General features: G+C 43.4%; 17 protein-coding genes. 6 read left to right on the top strand and 11 right to left on the bottom strand.

Annotated elements, in window-relative coordinates:
• Positions 1–10 precede the first annotated feature (10 nt).
• Positions 11–1438, top strand: coding sequence for a sigma-54 dependent transcriptional regulator (locus FTU36_RS06255; protein WP_180117118.1), 1428 nt, complete (start codon positions 11–13; stop codon positions 1436–1438).
• A 22-nt stretch (positions 1439–1460) separates the two neighbouring features.
• Here the strand turns inward: FTU36_RS06255 and FTU36_RS06250 are convergent, their stop codons facing one another.
• The 4 genes from FTU36_RS06250 to lptF all read right to left on the bottom strand — a co-directional run bounded on the left by FTU36_RS06250 (position 1461) and on the right by lptF (position 6496).
• The gene (locus FTU36_RS06250; RefSeq protein ID WP_180117116.1) at positions 1461–2636 is read right to left on the bottom strand and encodes a S41 family peptidase; all 1176 of its coding nucleotides are present in this window, start codon (positions 2634–2636) and stop codon (positions 1461–1463) included.
• Between the two features lie 17 nt (positions 2637–2653).
• Positions 2654–4201 carry a 2,3-bisphosphoglycerate-independent phosphoglycerate mutase gene (gene gpmI, locus FTU36_RS06245; RefSeq protein WP_180004699.1) on the bottom strand — a complete coding sequence of 516 codons (1548 nt, stop codon included), beginning with the start codon at positions 4199–4201 and terminating at the stop codon, positions 2654–2656.
• 122 nt (positions 4202–4323) lie between these two features.
• A complete protein-coding gene (lptG, locus tag FTU36_RS06240; protein ID WP_168378229.1) occupies positions 4324–5394 on the bottom strand; it encodes an LPS export ABC transporter permease LptG in 1071 nt (356 codons plus the stop codon).
• A 1-nt stretch (position 5395) separates the two neighbouring features.
• Positions 5396–6496 (bottom strand): LPS export ABC transporter permease LptF, encoded by a 1101-nt coding sequence (gene lptF, locus FTU36_RS06235; protein ID WP_180008067.1) that lies wholly within the window; start codon positions 6494–6496, stop codon positions 5396–5398.
• Positions 6497–6655: 159 nt separating this feature from the next.
• On the opposite strand from lptF, the gene FTU36_RS06230 reads away from it, so the two are divergent.
• From FTU36_RS06230 to FTU36_RS06215, 4 genes are all read left to right on the top strand, one after another.
• Positions 6656–8104 (top strand): leucyl aminopeptidase, encoded by a 1449-nt coding sequence (locus FTU36_RS06230; protein WP_111884849.1) that lies wholly within the window; start codon positions 6656–6658, stop codon positions 8102–8104.
• Positions 8097–8504: a DNA polymerase III subunit chi gene (locus tag FTU36_RS06225; RefSeq protein WP_078189457.1), complete on the top strand. Its 408-nt coding sequence runs from the start codon at positions 8097–8099 to the stop codon at positions 8502–8504. The genes FTU36_RS06230 and FTU36_RS06225 overlap by 8 nt, the downstream gene beginning before the upstream one ends.
• A gap of 39 nt (positions 8505–8543) precedes the next feature.
• Positions 8544–9182: a hypothetical protein gene (locus FTU36_RS06220; RefSeq protein WP_180117114.1), complete on the top strand. Its 639-nt coding sequence runs from the start codon at positions 8544–8546 to the stop codon at positions 9180–9182.
• A 142-nt stretch (positions 9183–9324) separates the two neighbouring features.
• Positions 9325–9543 carry a hypothetical protein gene (locus tag FTU36_RS06215; protein ID WP_180035948.1) on the top strand — a complete coding sequence of 73 codons (219 nt, stop codon included), beginning with the start codon at positions 9325–9327 and terminating at the stop codon, positions 9541–9543.
• A 62-nt stretch (positions 9544–9605) separates the two neighbouring features.
• Here FTU36_RS06215 and FTU36_RS06210 read toward each other — a convergent pair whose 3' ends face one another.
• The 7 genes from FTU36_RS06210 to glnK all read right to left on the bottom strand — a co-directional run bounded on the left by FTU36_RS06210 (position 9606) and on the right by glnK (position 15789).
• Positions 9606–10151, bottom strand: coding sequence for a VTT domain-containing protein (locus tag FTU36_RS06210; protein ID WP_078189460.1), 546 nt, complete (start codon positions 10149–10151; stop codon positions 9606–9608).
• A 112-nt stretch (positions 10152–10263) separates the two neighbouring features.
• Positions 10264–10923, bottom strand: a complete 660-nt coding sequence (locus tag FTU36_RS06205; RefSeq protein ID WP_078192598.1) for a riboflavin synthase — start codon at positions 10921–10923, stop codon at positions 10264–10266.
• 33 nt (positions 10924–10956) lie between these two features.
• Positions 10957–12249 carry a DNA adenine methylase gene (locus FTU36_RS06200; protein ID WP_078189462.1) on the bottom strand — a complete coding sequence of 431 codons (1293 nt, stop codon included), beginning with the start codon at positions 12247–12249 and terminating at the stop codon, positions 10957–10959.
• Positions 12246–13349: a bifunctional diaminohydroxyphosphoribosylaminopyrimidine deaminase/5-amino-6-(5-phosphoribosylamino)uracil reductase RibD gene (ribD, locus tag FTU36_RS06195; protein ID WP_180117112.1), complete on the bottom strand. Its 1104-nt coding sequence runs from the start codon at positions 13347–13349 to the stop codon at positions 12246–12248. Before ribD ends, FTU36_RS06200 begins: the two co-directional genes overlap by 4 nt.
• 36 nt (positions 13350–13385) lie before the next feature.
• Positions 13386–13844 carry a transcriptional regulator NrdR gene (gene nrdR, locus FTU36_RS06190; protein ID WP_067763170.1) on the bottom strand — a complete coding sequence of 153 codons (459 nt, stop codon included), beginning with the start codon at positions 13842–13844 and terminating at the stop codon, positions 13386–13388.
• A gap of 138 nt (positions 13845–13982) precedes the next feature.
• On the bottom strand, positions 13983–15389 hold the full coding sequence (locus FTU36_RS06185) for an ammonium transporter (protein ID WP_180022078.1): 1407 nt from the start codon (positions 15387–15389) through the stop codon (positions 13983–13985).
• A gap of 61 nt (positions 15390–15450) precedes the next feature.
• A complete protein-coding gene (gene glnK, locus FTU36_RS06180) occupies positions 15451–15789 on the bottom strand; it encodes a P-II family nitrogen regulator (RefSeq protein ID WP_067763174.1) in 339 nt (112 codons plus the stop codon).
• Between the two features lie 278 nt (positions 15790–16067).
• On the opposite strand from glnK, the gene FTU36_RS06175 reads away from it, so the two are divergent.
• Positions 16068–16295: an accessory factor UbiK family protein gene (locus FTU36_RS06175; protein WP_078189551.1), complete on the top strand. Its 228-nt coding sequence runs from the start codon at positions 16068–16070 to the stop codon at positions 16293–16295.
• Positions 16296–16338 lie beyond the last annotated feature (43 nt).

The following is a 16338-nucleotide window of genomic DNA, read 5'->3' as shown; positions in this document are numbered from 1 at the left end:
GGGGAAAACTGTGGATTCACAACCACTGGTATTGTTAGTTGATGACGAAGAAGACTTATGTATGCTGATGCAGATGTCTTTATCAAGGATGGGGGTTAAAACGCATGTTGCACATCGCCTCGACGAAGCTAAAAAAGCCTTGTCTACCTATAGCTACGATGCCTGCCTAACCGATCTCAACTTACCGGATGGTAATGGTCTACAGCTCTTAGATTGGATGAATGAACACTGTCCTGCCCTACCCGTTGCTGTGCTAACAGCCTATGGCAACATGGACATTGCCATTGCCGCATTAAAGGCGGGAGCTTTCGATTTTGTCAGCAAACCGATCAATCCAAAACATCTTGAACAACTGCTACAAAAAGCCCTGAATAAGCCTTTGGCCGAAGACATTACTTCGCAAGATGCTTTAGAACATAAAATGTTGATTGGTGAATCACTCCCAATCCAGCAATTGCGTCGAACTCTAAAGAAAATTGCGCGTTCACAAGCACCTGTTTTTATTACGGGTGAATCTGGTACCGGTAAAGAGGTCGTGGCCAATCTGGTTCACCGTTTAAGCAACCGTAATGAAGGGCCCTTTATTGCTATTAACTGTGGGGCAATTCCCACAGAGTTAATGGAGAGTGAACTTTTTGGCCATAAAAAAGGCAGCTTTAGTGGTGCCACCCAAGACAAACAAGGTCTGATTCAATCTGCACATGGTGGTAGCTTATTTCTGGATGAAATTGCCGAATTACCTTTAGCCATGCAAGTTAAACTGCTACGTGCGGTACAGGAAAAACGTATTCGCCCCGTAGGTTCAGACTGTGAAATTGATGTTGATTTCCGTGTGATCAGCGCCAGTCATCAGGACTTAGAAGCTCTCGTCCAACAAGGTAGATTCCGCCAAGATTTATTCTTCCGTATCCATGTGATGGATTTAGTGTTGCCTGCCTTACGTGAACGTGGCGACGACATCCTCTTATTGGCACAACATTTTATTCAAAAAATTAGCCATGAATGGGAAATTGCCACTAAGCCTCTGACTGAACGAGCGAAAAACTTCCTACTCAACCAATATTATCCGGGTAATGTCCGTGAACTCCGCAATATTATCGAACGTGCCATGACCCTCTGCGATGATGAGCAAATTGATCTTCAACATCTGCAAAGTGCGCCATTAAGACAACCGAGTGCTCAGTTCAATTCCGCTCCAACAACGAATGATTCTGCTCAGCTTGCTGCAAACAGCAACGAACAGAGTGTGGTCCCTCGCAAACTACCTGAAGAAGGCTTAGAGCTCTTTTTAGAAAATATCGAAAAAGAAGTGCTCATGAATGCGTTGAACATCACCCACTGGAACCGAACCCTTGCCGCAAAAAAATTAGGCATGTCATTCCGTTCATTGCGCTATCGTTTGAAAAAATTCGGTTTAGATACCGAAGACGAAGAGTAAAAGTTTTCCAGCGTATTGCTGTTTATTTTTGATTCAGCAATAACTCTGCAACATGATCGACATAGTGATCTTCACGTGCATCATGTTGCAGCGGATAGTTATAGTCTGGCTGCACTCCAATTCCTTCAATCATTTTGCCATTCGGTGTCAGATATTGCGACACAGTCATTTGTAAAGCCGCACCATTACTCAATGGAAATAGCTTTTGAACCACACCTTTACCATAACTTTTCTCACCCGCTACCCATGCACGTTTATGCTCTTTTAAGGCTGCGGTAAAGACCTCTGCGGCAGAAGCAGAACGATTGTTGATTAAGATGCCGACTTTCATATTTTGAAATTCAAAACTTGGTAAAGCCTGAAATTGTTGGTCACCCTCAGATCGACTTCGAGTCGACACAATAATGCCCTGACTCAAAAATAAATCGGCAGACTCTACTGCTGCGGACAGTAACCCACCGGGGTTATTTCTTAAATCAAACAATACGGCTTTGACACGTGAACCGTGACTTTCAATTAAACGCTTTATTTCATTGGCAGTATCTTGTTGAAAAACTTTAACGTGTAATACTAAAACCTGATTATTTAATAATTTAGATTCTATATCTGTTTCAACTTTAGTGTTTCTGACCAAATTGATCGGTTGACTTGCAGTTATCAGCTGTAGATTCAGCGTCGAGCCGATACTGCCGGTGAGTAAGTGTCGCACTTGATCTTGATTGAGTTTTTTGAGTTCTTGATCATCAATTTTAAACACCGCCGCGCCATTTTTCAGACCTAGCTTTGCTGAATCGGCATCAGGCTTTAAATTGGTGATGACCCATTGCTGTAGACCTGCATCAAAACGCAAATTGAAATCGACACTCGCAATATCCCCTTCGGTGTATTGCAAAAGCTGCTTATAGTCTTCAGGTGAAAGATATCGTGAATAACGGTCTAAACCACTGACCATGCCTTTGATGGCTTGTTGGAATAATGCATCGTCATTTTTTTCAACTACATAATTTTCTTTGACAATGCCATAGATTTGAACAAATTGTTGGATCGATTCGACAGGTACTTCGGCATAACTTTGTTCATAGCTGCCATCAAATTCATCGAAAGCCGACTTTGCTTTGTCGGCTCCCCATGTCGAATGACTAGAACACAGCAGCAAGGCTGTAAGGCTTACAACTGACGTCCAGTGTGCTTTAGTCATTCATGCTTCCTTACATTTTAAGCTTCAAGAGTAATCAAGTTACGACCTTGCATTTCTGTTGGTACAGGAATCTGCATAAGAGTTAAAAGTGTCGGCGCTACGTCAGCCAAAACACCACCTTCTGCAATTGTTGCATTGGTCGGACCAACATAGATAAATGGCACAAGTTCAGTGGTATGTTGAGTATGCACCTGACCACTTTGGTAATCCTGCATTTGCTCTACGTTACCATGATCGGCAGTCACTAGCATGTGGCCTTTATTTGCCATCACAGCTTCATATACACGACCTAAGCACGTGTCTACGGCCTCAACTGCTTTGACTGCTGCATCAAACACACCAGTATGACCAACCATATCACCATTGGCATAGTTCACAACCAGTAAATCGTACTCACCTGAATTAATTGCGGCAACCAATTCATCAGTGACTTCATAAGCACTCATTTCTGGTTTTAAATCATAAGTCGCAACGTTTGGTGATGGAATCAAAATACGTTTTTCACCCGGATATTCATCTTCACGACCACCACTGAAGAAGAAGGTCACGTGTGCATATTTTTCAGTTTCAGCAATACGAAGTTGTGTTTTACCCAAATTAGACAGGTATTCACCAATCGAGTTATGCAACGCTTCTGGCATATAAGCCACAGGTGCATCAATTGTTGCTTGGTAACGTGTCAACATGACAAATTTTGATAAAGCAGGAACCACTTTACGTTCAAAACCTGCAAAATCTTTTTCCACAAAAGCTTTGGTAATTTCACGCGCACGGTCAGCACGGAAGTTCATGAAGACAACGCTATCACCATCTTGGATCGGTGCTAAATCACCAATACGCGTCGCTTTTACAAATTCATCTGATTCTTCAGCAGCATAAGCCAGCTCTAAACCTTCAACAGCAGTCGCTGCTGTACGCACTGCTTCACCTTCAGTTAATAGGCGATAGGCTTGCTCAACACGATCCCAACGGTTGTCACGATCCATTGCAAAGTAACGACCAATCATGGTGGCAATACGACCTTGACCCGGATACTGAGCAAACAGCGCATCTAATTTTTCAAGCGAAGGTTGTGCGCTTTTTGGTGGCGTATCACGACCATCAAGGAATGCATGAAGATAAACTTTTGCACCGCGTTTTAATGCCAATTCAGCCATCGCCACAATGTGATCTTCATGTGAATGCACGCCACCTTCAGACAACAAGCCCATGATATGTACAGCACGGTTTGCAGCTTTGGCTTTTTCAACCGCATCAACTAAAACATCATGTTCAAAGAATGCACCGGTACGAATATCTTTGGTAATACGAGTAAAGTCTTGATACAGCACACGTCCTGCACCAAGGTTCATGTGGCCCACTTCAGAGTTACCCATTTGACCATCAGGTAAACCAACGTCTTCGCCAGAGCCTGAAATCAATCCATGCGGATGCTTTTCCTGCATTGCAGTCAAGTTTGGTCGTTTTGCTGCTAAAAAGGCATTGTCCTCGACCGCTTCGCGATGACCCACACCATCCATAATTACTAATACGTGTGGGATTTTGCCAGCAGTTGCATCCGTCATAATGAACACTCTTTCGTTTATAAATTAATCATACTATCTTACCGAATTTTCGGTGAAGACTCTATGTGACAACCATGGTTTATCTAGGTCATCAACATTGTTTTACTCAATCTTGCATGCACTTAACGTGCGCGGTGCAGCAGATAGCCACCCGCTACAAACATCAAAATAATTGGTATAAAGACGAACCATGCAGGCGATGGAGCGTACACCAAACTTGCATAACCCAAGAAATCTTGTAAGTAGTAAAAGCCCAGTCCAGCAAATAAGGCAATCACCAAGCGGAAACCCATCGACTGTTGACGTAAAGGTCCAAAAATAAATGAACACGCAATCACCACTAAGGCAATTAAAGCAAAGGGCGAACCAAACTTTTGCCAAAACGCCAATTGGTAAGTTTTCGGGACTTGGCTATATTCATGCATATAGCTCATAAAGCTCACCAATTGACTTGGTGATAAATCTTCAGGGTCAATGGTAACCATATGCACATATTTAGGTTGCAATGCCAATGAAAGCGGCTGTTCAGCATTTTGCTTAGCTACAGCATCACCCGTCGCTAATAGGTCGACTTGGGTTGAATTTTGCAGTGTCCAAGAGCCATTTTTGACAAAATTCCCTTGCTCCGCATCCAAAGTGCCTCGCAAACGATATTTTTCATCAAAATCAACAACCTGAACATCTTTAATTTGACCTTGTGAATTGGCATAGTCAATATAAATAAAGCGCTGGCCTTCACGTGACCAATAGCCTTTGACTTCGCCCAGTTCAGCCGCAGTGCGGTGACTTTTGACGCTTTTGGCTTGTTCATTGGTATAGGGAATGACCCATTCGCTTAATGCAAAGGATAAAACCACCAAAATGAGTGCCGAACGAATCACCCAGCCCACAATCCGCCAAAGGCTGATGCCGACCGAACGCATCACAATCAATTCACTGTTTGAAGCTAGAGTCCCTAAACCCAGTACTGCACCAATCAAGGCTGAAATCGGCAAAATTTCATATAAATAATTCGGTGAACTCCATAACACATACTGCAAAGCATTCCATGCGTTATAGCCTTCTTTCAGCGAGCCCAATTCACCTAAATAAGTAAAAAGCACTTGTAAGCCAGCCAATACCGCGGTCGCACCAAGCATGGCTAAAGCAGTAGTTTTGGTCACATGTTTTGCAACTATACGACGTGCCAACATTTTAAGACCTCACTCGCTGAATTTGTTTCTTAATTTTGGGCGCTAATTTTTGTTTACGCGAGAACAATGCTGCTGCAATGCCGTAAATCACTAAGACCAGTGGATAAGCCCAGATGCCCATTTCATCTTTACTGATCCGCGTTTTGATCGCCATTAAGGCTACGATTAAACTGGCAAAAATAAGTAAAGCTGGGAACAGTTTCAGGTAACGCCCTTGACGAGGACTCACTTCAGACAAAGCGGTAGCGAGTAATAACGCCACCAAAATAGCGAACGGCACAAAGATTCGCCAACCAAGTTCACTGGCAACCACAGGATCATGACGGTTATCCCATAACTTCGAGGTTAGTAAAGCTTCTACTTCAGTACTTTCAAATTTTGCTTCTTTATCATTTTCTAAACGTAAACGATAACTTTGGAATTCTGCTTGAGAATAACGCGGTTGCCCCGGATAAATTTCGTAACGACGACCTTCAACTAGGTCAACCACATTGGCATTGTCATCGGGCACTTCAACACGCGTGGCTTCTTTCGCCAAAATAATGACATCGGGTTTACCCTCTTTTTCTGCACGTTGATAGAAGAAAATATCTTTTAAGTTTTTACGGTCTTCTGACAAGTCGCCTGCATAAATAGTATAGGGCCCAGAGGAAATAAACTCTTTCGGTCGAACCAAGTCAAAGCCTGTTCGTACAGCTTGTGAAGTCGTTAATGCTTCAAACTGACGGATGCCCCAAGGCGACGCCCACAGCATCAAAAATGCTTGAACAGCCATAAAGACCACGGTCATCGGCACCAATAAACGTGACAATTGATTTCGACTGACACCGCTACCATTGAGCACAGCCATCTCATGATCGACATACAGACGACCAAAGACCAACATCAGACCAATAAAGAAACCGAGCGGAAGAATTAAGGTTAAAAATTCAGGCAAACGGTAGCCAATGATGCTAAATAAAATACTTGCATCTAAACGGCCCTGAGCCGCCACACCAAAGTACTTGATCAAACGACCACCCATCATGATCAAGGTCAATAAGGCAATCACAACCAGTGATGTCGACACCACTTGCTTGACCAGATAACGCCGAATAATCAAATTAATTCTTCCAAAAATAGGGCCAATAAAAACTAGCGTTAGTTTACCCGAATGTAGAAAATATAAAACCTATACCCTTGTTGCTCATTGAAACTCTATTCATATAAATGTTTCAATGGTTTAATGGTTTATAAATTTAAAAAGGCATAAATACCGCACATGAAACTTTCTATTAATACGTCATTCCAAGCGAATGCGTCCAGCCAATATTTGTTGATATTAGTAGATTCTGAGCACGTTACAAATGCAGCTACTTCATATCAAATCAATGATTTAGATAATTTAATTGAAGCAACTCAATTTAAAGCAGCACTCAATGAAAGCCTGCCTTTGGTGGCGAACATTGCCGCTTGTCGCAATAGCGCTCTTTTAGGCCTCGGCAAAGTTGCTGAATTACAGGTCAATAAATTTGCAAAAATTGCACAAACCATTATTAAAGCGTCACAAAAAAAATTCAAACAGATCAGTGTCGATATCTCTGCTCTACCACAAGAACAACATTATTTATTTGCACTTAGCCTGACCCAAGCGGCTTATGCATTTGATGAATACAAGTCTAAAAAAAATGAATTTGTTTTGGAGCAGATCCATTTAATCGCTACTGAAAGCCCATTAACCACTGCACAGCTTGAATTAATTTCTGCAGTGCAATCAGGTCAAAGTTTTACTCGTGACTTAGGTAACCGTCCGGGCAATATCTGTTTTCCTGAATATTTAGCCGAACAAGCTCAAGCACTTGCAGCTGAATTCCCAGATCAACTCAAAGTGACTGTACTCGATGAACAGCAAATGGCTGATCTCGGTATGGGTGCTTTCCTTGCTGTGAGCAAAGGTTCTGACCGTCCAGGCCGTATTATTACCATCGAATACCTTTCAAACCGTGAAGAAGCACCTGTGGTGCTTGTTGGTAAAGGCGTGACTTTTGATACTGGTGGTATCTCACTTAAACCGGGTGCTGGCATGGACGAAATGAAATTCGACATGTGCGGTTCTGCATCAGTTTTGGGTACAATCCGTGCGCTGTGTGAAGCGAAATTACCGATTCATGTTGTCGGCGCAATTGCTGCTGCAGAAAACATGCCGTCTGGTCATGCCACTCGCCCGGGTGACATCGTGACAACCATGAGCGGTCAAACCGTTGAAATTTTAAATACCGATGCCGAAGGTCGTTTGGTTCTGTGCGATACCTTGACCTATGTAAAACGCTTTAACCCTGCACTGGTGATTGATATTGCAACCCTCACTGGTGCATGTGTTGTGGCATTGGGTTCAGTCCTTACTGGTATGTTCACTCCGGATGATGAACTTGCGGCTGAATTGACTGCTGCAGGTCAACATAGCTTTGACCGCGTATGGCGCATGCCCGTAATTGAAGATTATCAAGAACAACTTGATTCTCCATTTGCAGATATTGCCAACATTGGTGGTCCAAAAGCAGGTTCTGTAACAGCTGCATGTTTCCTTCAACGCTTTACGCGTGAATATCGTTGGGCGCATTTAGACATTGCTGGTACTGCATGGAACTCAGGTGCAAATAAAGGTGCAACAGGTCGTCCTGTGCCATTATTAATGCAATTCTTAGCGAATCGTGCTCAAGCGAATGGCTAAAGTTAGCTTTTATTTATTTGAAAAAAGTCCTGAACGACAAGTCGAAAGCACTTGTCGTTTATGCCGTAAGATTCTGCGTCAGCCTGTACGTATTTGGCTACATTGTGCTGACCCAGACTTACAGCAACAACTTGATGAACGCCTGTGGAGTTTCGATCACACAGGTTTCATTCCCCATGGTATCGATCAAGCCGAGGCAACGGTCTGTATTTCTGCCCAATTGCCTGAGCAAGCCGACTGGATTGTGTTTAATTTTAACGATCAAGCACTTGAACAGTTCGCAAGTTTTAGTCACATTATCGAAATTATTGAAAATAACGAACCCGCTAAAATTATCGGGCGTGAAAAATATAAACAATATCGACGTTTGGGCGTTCAACCACAGACCCACAAACTTTAACGTGATATTGGTTTTACCCTATTTGCAAGGAGATGCACCATGGCATTGAATGTCGGTCCAGACTTTAAACAGCGCTGGTTAAAAGTACCTGAAGCTATTCGTCAGACCTTTATTGATGACCTTGGTCGCGTTTGCGATGTACTCAATCCCAGTACAGACATTCAACAATGGCTAGTCAATGACCAACAGCAACAGCAAATGTCTTTTGACAAAATTGAGTCTGCCTATGCAGATTTGAAAGCACAGTTGATAGAAGATGCTCGCATTCGTAAACAATTGGCTTTAGAAAAAGCCTTAGAAGAAAAACGTGAAGCTGAACAAGCCTATGCAGAACAACTGAAACGTGACGAAGAGTTACGCTTTGCTGCACAAACGCAAGCGCTCACCATGATGCAGCATAATCTTGATCGTGAAGTACAACACTATGCCGCTCGCTATCATAAAAATCCTGAAACGGGTTTAGCAGGATTAAGCCAAAGCTTATCGGTCAGCGAAGGACAAATGTTGTCAGAACTTGAAAGTGTACGCGTGCGTTTGGAACTTGAGGCAGAAACGCAAATCGAAATGGCAGTCAGTGATTTCCGTACAAAATTGAAAGCTGCAGCACAAGAAGAAATTGACTATATCTTAGAAAACTCCAATTTTTCGACAGAATCTACATCATCCCAAGCATCGTAAGCTGTCGATCGAAATCTGGTCACTGTCATTAAACTGACATGTATTTGCAACATGATGTTCATATGGCTGAAGCATTGTCCCTCAAAATACAATGCTTCAGGCATCCTAAAAATATAATCATGCATCCAGATGGGAATTCAATATGGACATCATTCACCAGATTACCCAGAAAATATCCTCTCTATCTGCTGGAGAACAATGGGACATTCGTGCCAAAGATCTTTGGCTGAGTCATTCAGACTTTCATAGTATTTCGGTGTATCTCAGCCGTGAATCAGAAAAAGGTGGTTTTAGCATTCAGCAACTGCCCCGCAGCTCGATTTTTCAAACCCTTGATGTGGTGACCGTTACAAAACACTAAGTTGTCATCGACTCCATAAAAAAAGCCCACAACAGTGGGCTTTTTTTATGTCTAAGTTTGGCTTAGACCAAATCTGCAACTGCAGAAACGGTATGTCCTAGGAAATAACCAATACCAAGTAATAATCCAATCCAGATGAAACCACCCAGCACGTTATAGAACATAAATGTACCGAGGCTCATGCGCGCAGACCCAGCGGCAAAAGGCGCAAAAGAACGTACAAAAGGTACAAAGCGTGCGACTAAAATCGTTTTACCGCCATGCTTCATAAAATATTTATTGGTTTTGACCATATATTCGGGCTTAAAGTAACGTGTGTGCTTATTAAAGTACTTAATGCCTAACACGCTGCCCGTATAGTAATTGACGCAGTAGCCCAAGACCGATGCGACAAATAACATCAGCCCCATGGTGTGTAAATGCACCACTTCCGTCGTTGAGCATAATGCGCCAATGGCAAGCAACAGGCTGTCTCCCGGCAGGAAGAACATAAATACTGAACCCGTTTCTGAAAATATCACCAGAAATAAAATGGCATAAATCCACACACCATAATTTTCCAATAACATGGGTAACCACTGTTCCAGATTCAGTAAGAAATCAATCATTATCACCTGTCTGATTATTCATCATATATGTCATTCCGCGACGCATTATCACCAAAAATAAAAAAACAGTCTAATTTTTCAATCAGACTGTTTGGTTTTCTTCGGTATCAACTTATTTCAAGAAGCCATTTTCAGCGAGAAAATCTAAGCTAATTTTCGATTGCGCTGTGGTCTCAGCGGCTTTATCACCAAGCAATAAACGCTCAATATAACGTGCTAAAACATCCACTTCCAAGTTCACTTTAGCCCCAGCCTTCCACGTACCGATATTGGTTCGTTCAGCCGTGTGCGGAATTAAATTTAAGCTCAGCACATTGCCACGTAAATGGTTAATTGTCAGACTAATACCATCCACGGTCACAGAGCCTTTTTCCGCTAAATAGCGTGCAATTTCTTTCGGTGCGGTCACTTCAAAATAAATAGAACGCGCATCTGAACGAACTTGAGTGATTTCACCCACTGCATCGACATGACCACTGACAATATGTCCACCAAAACGCGTAGTCGGCAACATGGCTTTTTCCACATTCACCGCCTGCCCTGCTTTCCAGTGTTCCAAGGTGGTTCGATTTAAACTTTCACGTGAAACATCGGCTGCATACCAATTGCTGCCAAAGTCGATCACGGTTAAGCAAATGCCATTGGTGGCAATCGAGTCCCCCAAATGCACATCCGACATGTCTAAATCTGTCTGGATACGCAAGCGGACATCGCCACCCACGTTTTGAATGCTTTCAACTTTACCTAGACTTTCAATAATGCCTGTAAACATGTTCAATCCCTGAAAAATATGGGGCGATGATTTTTACCACAAATCAAGTTGCGTGCTCACGCCAGAGGTATCGACACCACCTAATTCTGCAAAATGGTGCAATTGACTCAACAACTGACGGATTGGTGGACCTGATTTGGCATGCGTATCCGTGATGACAATAAACTCTAGTACGCGTGCACGTTCAGACTGACGCTGCTTACTCACGCGGTAACGTGGTACATCTTGCGTCAATAAGCTTACTCTGCCACGTTTTAAATTGGCTTGTAACAAATCTGTGGCGCTGATATTACCATCGGTTGAATAGCTCGTCAGGATGTAACGTGCATTGATGGTTTCTAATAATTTTTCATAAGCTTCTTTCGCATGCTTTGAAGAATTATATGGACTTGGACGCTCTTTTCGCCATGCACGATCGATTCCGCTCTTAAAACCCTTGGTGTCTGGTGTTGGTAAATCCACCTGATCCCATAACGTTAAGGCATTCAACACATGGTAGTTACTGCTGTAAGCGTGCTGGTTATATGGTGGATCGAGATAAGCCACATCTACTTCAAAGCCACTCATTTGATTAGCCAAATGCTGTGCGTCGACACACCACATTTCAGCGGCGGGTTTTTTCGGATCACCAATTTCACAAAAACGACTTGGAGTCAGCCATAACAATGAGCCGATACGATCTAAGGCCGCTTGGGTTTTACCGCCCCAACCATGATGGAAACTTTTGAATACACCGCTGGTATTGCTGACAAAACTTGCTGAATACAATAACGGCGCTAACAAAGCACTCATTTCCACATCATCAATCGCGCCTTGAGCTTGCCAAGTTGCAATTTGCTGACGAATCGCATCGATACGCATACCGTTACGGCGTTTAAAGAATAAACGGTCACGTGCAGGATCGTAGATTTCATCATTACGTGGACACAAGTTATGGGTCACCCAACCTTTAACTTCTGGCAAACGGTTCAGATAATCGATGGCTTTTTGATAGCCACCCAACTCTTTAAAAGCAGGTGCTTCAACGCAAGAGAGAATCGCGCTGTTCAAGGCATGGCTGTAGGGTTCCCAGTCATTGGCAATAACACGATAGCCGTTTTGACGAGCCAACCGTGATACCACACCCGAACCTGCAAAAAAGTCTGCAAATATCGGCGCACGACCATCTTCGCGTTTTAAGGTTCCCGTTTGCTCAAGTGCTTCTAAAATCAGATGTAATAGGCGGCGTTTGTTTCCCAAATAAGGAACCAACTGATGGAAAAGATATTCGTCTGTGGTACGAGCCGCATGACGACGTTTGTGATAAACCGTAGACTCTGAATTCATAGCGTCTCTTGAGAAGGGATTAACCTTAAGCGGATGTCATCACCCAATTGAGTGACATCTTTCAGCTTAAATCGAAGCTGCTCTGCCATGCGGTCAAATTCCGCATTAAACATCGCACGTGCTGACTGACCCAACAAGGTCGGTGCAACATAACTGATCATTTCATCGATCAAATGTTCTTGTAAGAAAGCGGTCGAAAGTGTCGCACCGGCTTCCACAAGGACATCATAAATTTGGAACTGTTGAACGCATGCTGCTAACAGATCGGCCAAAGGCTGAATTTCAAATTGTACCACGCCCAAGTCAGCAAGTTCCTGACGATATGGCCCCATGACCATCACGGTTTCAGGTTGCTGCAATATTTTTGCGCTTAATGGCAAGCGGCCTTGACGATCTAGCACGATACGTTTCGGCTGAACCACGCTTCGCATATCAACAGCATCATCGAGTTGACGTACGTTGAGTAAGCAATCATCTGCTAATACTGTTTCAATCCCAGTAATCACAGCACCGGAGATTGCACGCCAATGCTGTACATCTTGTCGCGCCATTGCACCGGTAATCCATTTAGACTCACCCGAGGCCATGGCAGTACGCCCATCCAGGCTCGATGCGACTTTGAGCCGGACATAAGGCATGCCCGTCGCCATGGCTTTTAAAAAGCCCAAGTTCAATTGATGCGCTTCTGCTTGACAAATACCTGTGATCACTTCAATGCCAGCATCACGTAGGATTTGTACACCTTTACCCGCAACCAATGGATTCGGATCGGGACATGCTACAACGACTTGAGCAACACCTGCTTCTACCAAACCTTTGGCACAAGGTGGCGTACGTCCATAGTGTGCGCAAGGCTCTAAAGTCACATAAGCAGTTGCGCCACGTGCGGCCTCACCTGCATCACGCATTGCAAAGACTTCGGCATGCGGCTGACCCGCTTTGGGATGAAAGCCTTCACCAACCAATTGACCGTCTTTGACAATTACACAGCCCACATTGGGATTGGGACGAGTGCTGTATTGCCCCTGCTGTGCCAATGCAATTGCACGCCGCATCCACTGTTGATGCTGCTGCAAAGGCACTTGATCTAACTCAGACATGTAATCACTCATGATAAAAATGGAAGCAGATGTGCATTAGTGCTCACGCTGCTGCATTTGTTCAATTTGACGACGAAAAGCTTCTACATCTTGGAAGTCTTGATACACAGAAGCAAAACGTACATAAGCCACATGATCTAAAGCAAACAAAGACTGCATGACAATTTCACCAATGGTGCGTGATTTCACGTCACGTTCACCCAAACGGCGAATTTGCAATTGAATATCACTGAGTACCGTTTCAATTTGCTCTTGCGTTACTGGACGCTTTTGCAAGGCATGCATCAGCGAGCGGCGGAGCTTGGCTTCATCAAAAGGTTCGCTCTTTGAATCAGACTTGATGACACGCGGCATCACCACTTCATAACTTTCAAAAGTTGTAAAACGTTCACCGCAACTAATACATTCACGGCGGCGGCGTATCTGACAGCCTTCAGCAGCAAGACGTGAGTCAATCACTTTACTGTCTTCAGCGTTGCAAAATGGACAATGCATAACGGTTAAATTGAACTAATCCGAATGGATTTAGAGTGTAGCAAAAATTTTGAAATTTGTAGAGCTTTACGCTAGATATGGAAAAAAAACAGCCCTTTCGGGCTGTTTTACACAATATATTGATTTACTGTGATCTTATTATTCTACACGTTCACCATGTTGACTTAAGTCTAGACCCATACGTTCGTCATCAGCTTCAACACGGATGCCAATCACTAGATCAATCACTTTCAAGATAATGAATGTCATCACTGCTGAGTAAGCAATAGTCGCTAGTACACCTTCGACTTGAACCCATAATTGATGCATTAAGTTGCTCGGTGCTTTATCACCCATGATGAATTCGCTGGCAAAGAATGCTGTAAGAATCGCACCCACGATACCACCGACACCATGTAGGCCAAACGCATCCAAAGAATCATCCGCTTTCAACGCACGTTTCAGCGCAGTAATACCCCAGAAGCAAACCACACCACCGATCAGACCCATCGCTAGAGCGCCGCCAACTGTTACAAAACCAGCCGCAGGTGTAATCACCACAAGACCTGCTACTGCACCAGAAGCACCACCCAAAACAGACGCTTTACCACGAACCACTTTTTCAGTAATTAACCATGCCACTGCTGCTGCCGCTGCTGCAACTTGTGTTACCACCAATGCATAACCAGCGGAACCATTTGCACCCAGTGCAGAACCACCGTTGAAACCGAACCAACCTACCCATACAAGGCTTGCACCGATGACAGTTAGCGTTAGGTTATGTGGTGCCATAGATTCACGGCCAAGCCCCATACGTTTGCCAAGCATGTACGCTGCAACGAGACCCGCAACACCTGAGTTGATGTGAACAACTGTACCACCCGCAAAATCAAGCGCACCGTCGTTACCTAACCAACCACCGCCCCATACCCAGTGGGTAATTGGTGCATAAACCACGACACTCCAAATTGCGATGAACGCAACGAAAGCACCGAATTTCATACGTTCTGCAATCGAACCGCTAATAATGGCAACAGTAATGATGGCAAATGTCATTTGGAAAATAACAAAAAGAATCTCTGGAATCGTACCGGACAAGGCTTCTGTGGTGATGCCCGACAACATAAATTTGTCTAAGCTACCGATAAAGGCATTACCTTCACCAAATGCTAAGGTATAACCCACAATCACCCACGTTAAGCTCACGACACCTGCCGCAACAAAACTGTGTGCCATCGTGCTGAGTACATTTTTCTTACGGACCATACCGCCGTAAAACAATGCTAAACCGGGAATTGTCATAAGTAGAACAAGTGCAGTGGATACTAAAATCCATGCTGTATCACCTGTATCGAGCTTAGGTTCTTCTTCTGTAGGTGCTGGTTCTGCAGGTGCTGGCGCTGCTTCAACTGGAACTGCAGCTTCTGTTGTATTTAGCGTTGTTGTATTTGCAGTATCAACTACTGTGACTTCTTCTGTAGGTGCTGTTGCGCTTTCTTCAGCCCACGCAACAGAACCACCTAAAAGTGCACTGGACAAGCCGAGTGCAATTAGCATTTTTTTCATTCGTATCCCCCGACCTGATTTTCTGAGTTATTAGCTACTCAGCAAACTTCATGCCAATTTTTTAAACGGCATCTGCACCTGTTTCACCAGTACGGATACGGATGACTTGTTCCAGATTGCTTACAAAAATTTTACCGTCGCCAATTTTTCCTGTGCTTGCAACACGAGTAATTGATTCAATTACGGTATCGACCATTTCATCACTGATTGCGATTTCGATTTTTACCTTTGGTAAGAAATCAACCACATATTCAGCACCACGATAAAGTTCAGTGTGACCTTTCTGGCGACCGAAGCCTTTAACTTCAGTGACAGTGATCCCTTGAACACCATTTTCAGAGAGTGCTTCACGCACGTCATCTAATTTAAAAGGTTTTACAATTGCAGTTACGAGCTTCATGTTTTGTTTTCCTTCGGCTTATTTCACCTGTAAGGTTTTATGTTCAATTTTCATGCCAATATGACTACAGTCGGGGGAAAATAGTCAGCCCAGCATGAGATTTCTTTATAACCTATTTTATACGGATAATCTTGCGTATGCTTATAAAAATAGACGTTTTTACTAGAAGAATTACGATTTTACTGATCGATTAAACGCATATTTAAATAAAAGCACTATGGTCATGAATGTGGCGATGTTAAACTGCTGCCACCAATTCACTGAGGATGGTCAAAACAATGATTGAAACCTTATTACAAGCGATATTAGAACAAATCGATCAGCCGAAAAAAGACGTCGAACATAATCTTCGCAGCTTACTCAATGAAGCTGTGAGCAAAATGGATCTCGTATCTAAAGAAGAAATCGAACGCCAACGTACTGCACTGAATAATGCCAATTTACGTTTAAATGAATTGTTGAAACACGTCGAAGAACTCGAACAAAAAATTCAGAACAAAAAATAAGCACCTTTTTAGTGCAACAAAAGACGCATAACGATTAAAAATA

It is taken from the genome of Acinetobacter sp. YH12096 (assembly GCF_013419215.1).
GTDB lineage: Bacteria > Pseudomonadota > Gammaproteobacteria > Pseudomonadales > Moraxellaceae > Acinetobacter > Acinetobacter amyesii.
The sequence above is the reverse complement of the archived record's forward strand: the minus strand, read 5'-3'. Positions and strand labels throughout refer to the sequence as shown.

Coding starts and splice junctions, on each gene's coding strand:
- FTU36_RS06250 (WP_180117116.1), bottom strand. CDS start 2,636: ATGACTAAAGCACACTGGACGTCAGTTGTAAGCCTTACAGCCTTGCTG.
- gpmI (WP_180004699.1), bottom strand. CDS start 4,201: ATGACGGATGCAACTGCTGGCAAAATCCCACACGTATTAGTAATTATG.
- lptG (WP_168378229.1), bottom strand. CDS start 5,394: ATGTTGGCACGTCGTATAGTTGCAAAACATGTGACCAAAACTACTGCT.
- FTU36_RS06230 (WP_111884849.1), top strand. CDS start 6,656: ATGAAACTTTCTATTAATACGTCATTCCAAGCGAATGCGTCCAGCCAA.
- FTU36_RS06225 (WP_078189457.1), top strand. CDS start 8,097: ATGGCTAAAGTTAGCTTTTATTTATTTGAAAAAAGTCCTGAACGACAA.
- FTU36_RS06220 (WP_180117114.1), top strand. CDS start 8,544: ATGGCATTGAATGTCGGTCCAGACTTTAAACAGCGCTGGTTAAAAGTA.
- FTU36_RS06215 (WP_180035948.1), top strand. CDS start 9,325: ATGGACATCATTCACCAGATTACCCAGAAAATATCCTCTCTATCTGCT.
- FTU36_RS06210 (WP_078189460.1), bottom strand. CDS start 10,151: ATGATTGATTTCTTACTGAATCTGGAACAGTGGTTACCCATGTTATTG.
- FTU36_RS06205 (WP_078192598.1), bottom strand. CDS start 10,923: ATGTTTACAGGCATTATTGAAAGTCTAGGTAAAGTTGAAAGCATTCAA.
- FTU36_RS06200 (WP_078189462.1), bottom strand. CDS start 12,249: ATGAATTCAGAGTCTACGGTTTATCACAAACGTCGTCATGCGGCTCGT.
- ribD (WP_180117112.1), bottom strand. CDS start 13,349: ATGTCTGAGTTAGATCAAGTGCCTTTGCAGCAGCATCAACAGTGGATG.
- nrdR (WP_067763170.1), bottom strand. CDS start 13,844: ATGCATTGTCCATTTTGCAACGCTGAAGACAGTAAAGTGATTGACTCA.
- FTU36_RS06185 (WP_180022078.1), bottom strand. CDS start 15,389: ATGAAAAAAATGCTAATTGCACTCGGCTTGTCCAGTGCACTTTTAGGT.
- glnK (WP_067763174.1), bottom strand. CDS start 15,789: ATGAAGCTCGTAACTGCAATTGTAAAACCTTTTAAATTAGATGACGTG.
- FTU36_RS06175 (WP_078189551.1), top strand. CDS start 16,068: ATGATTGAAACCTTATTACAAGCGATATTAGAACAAATCGATCAGCCG.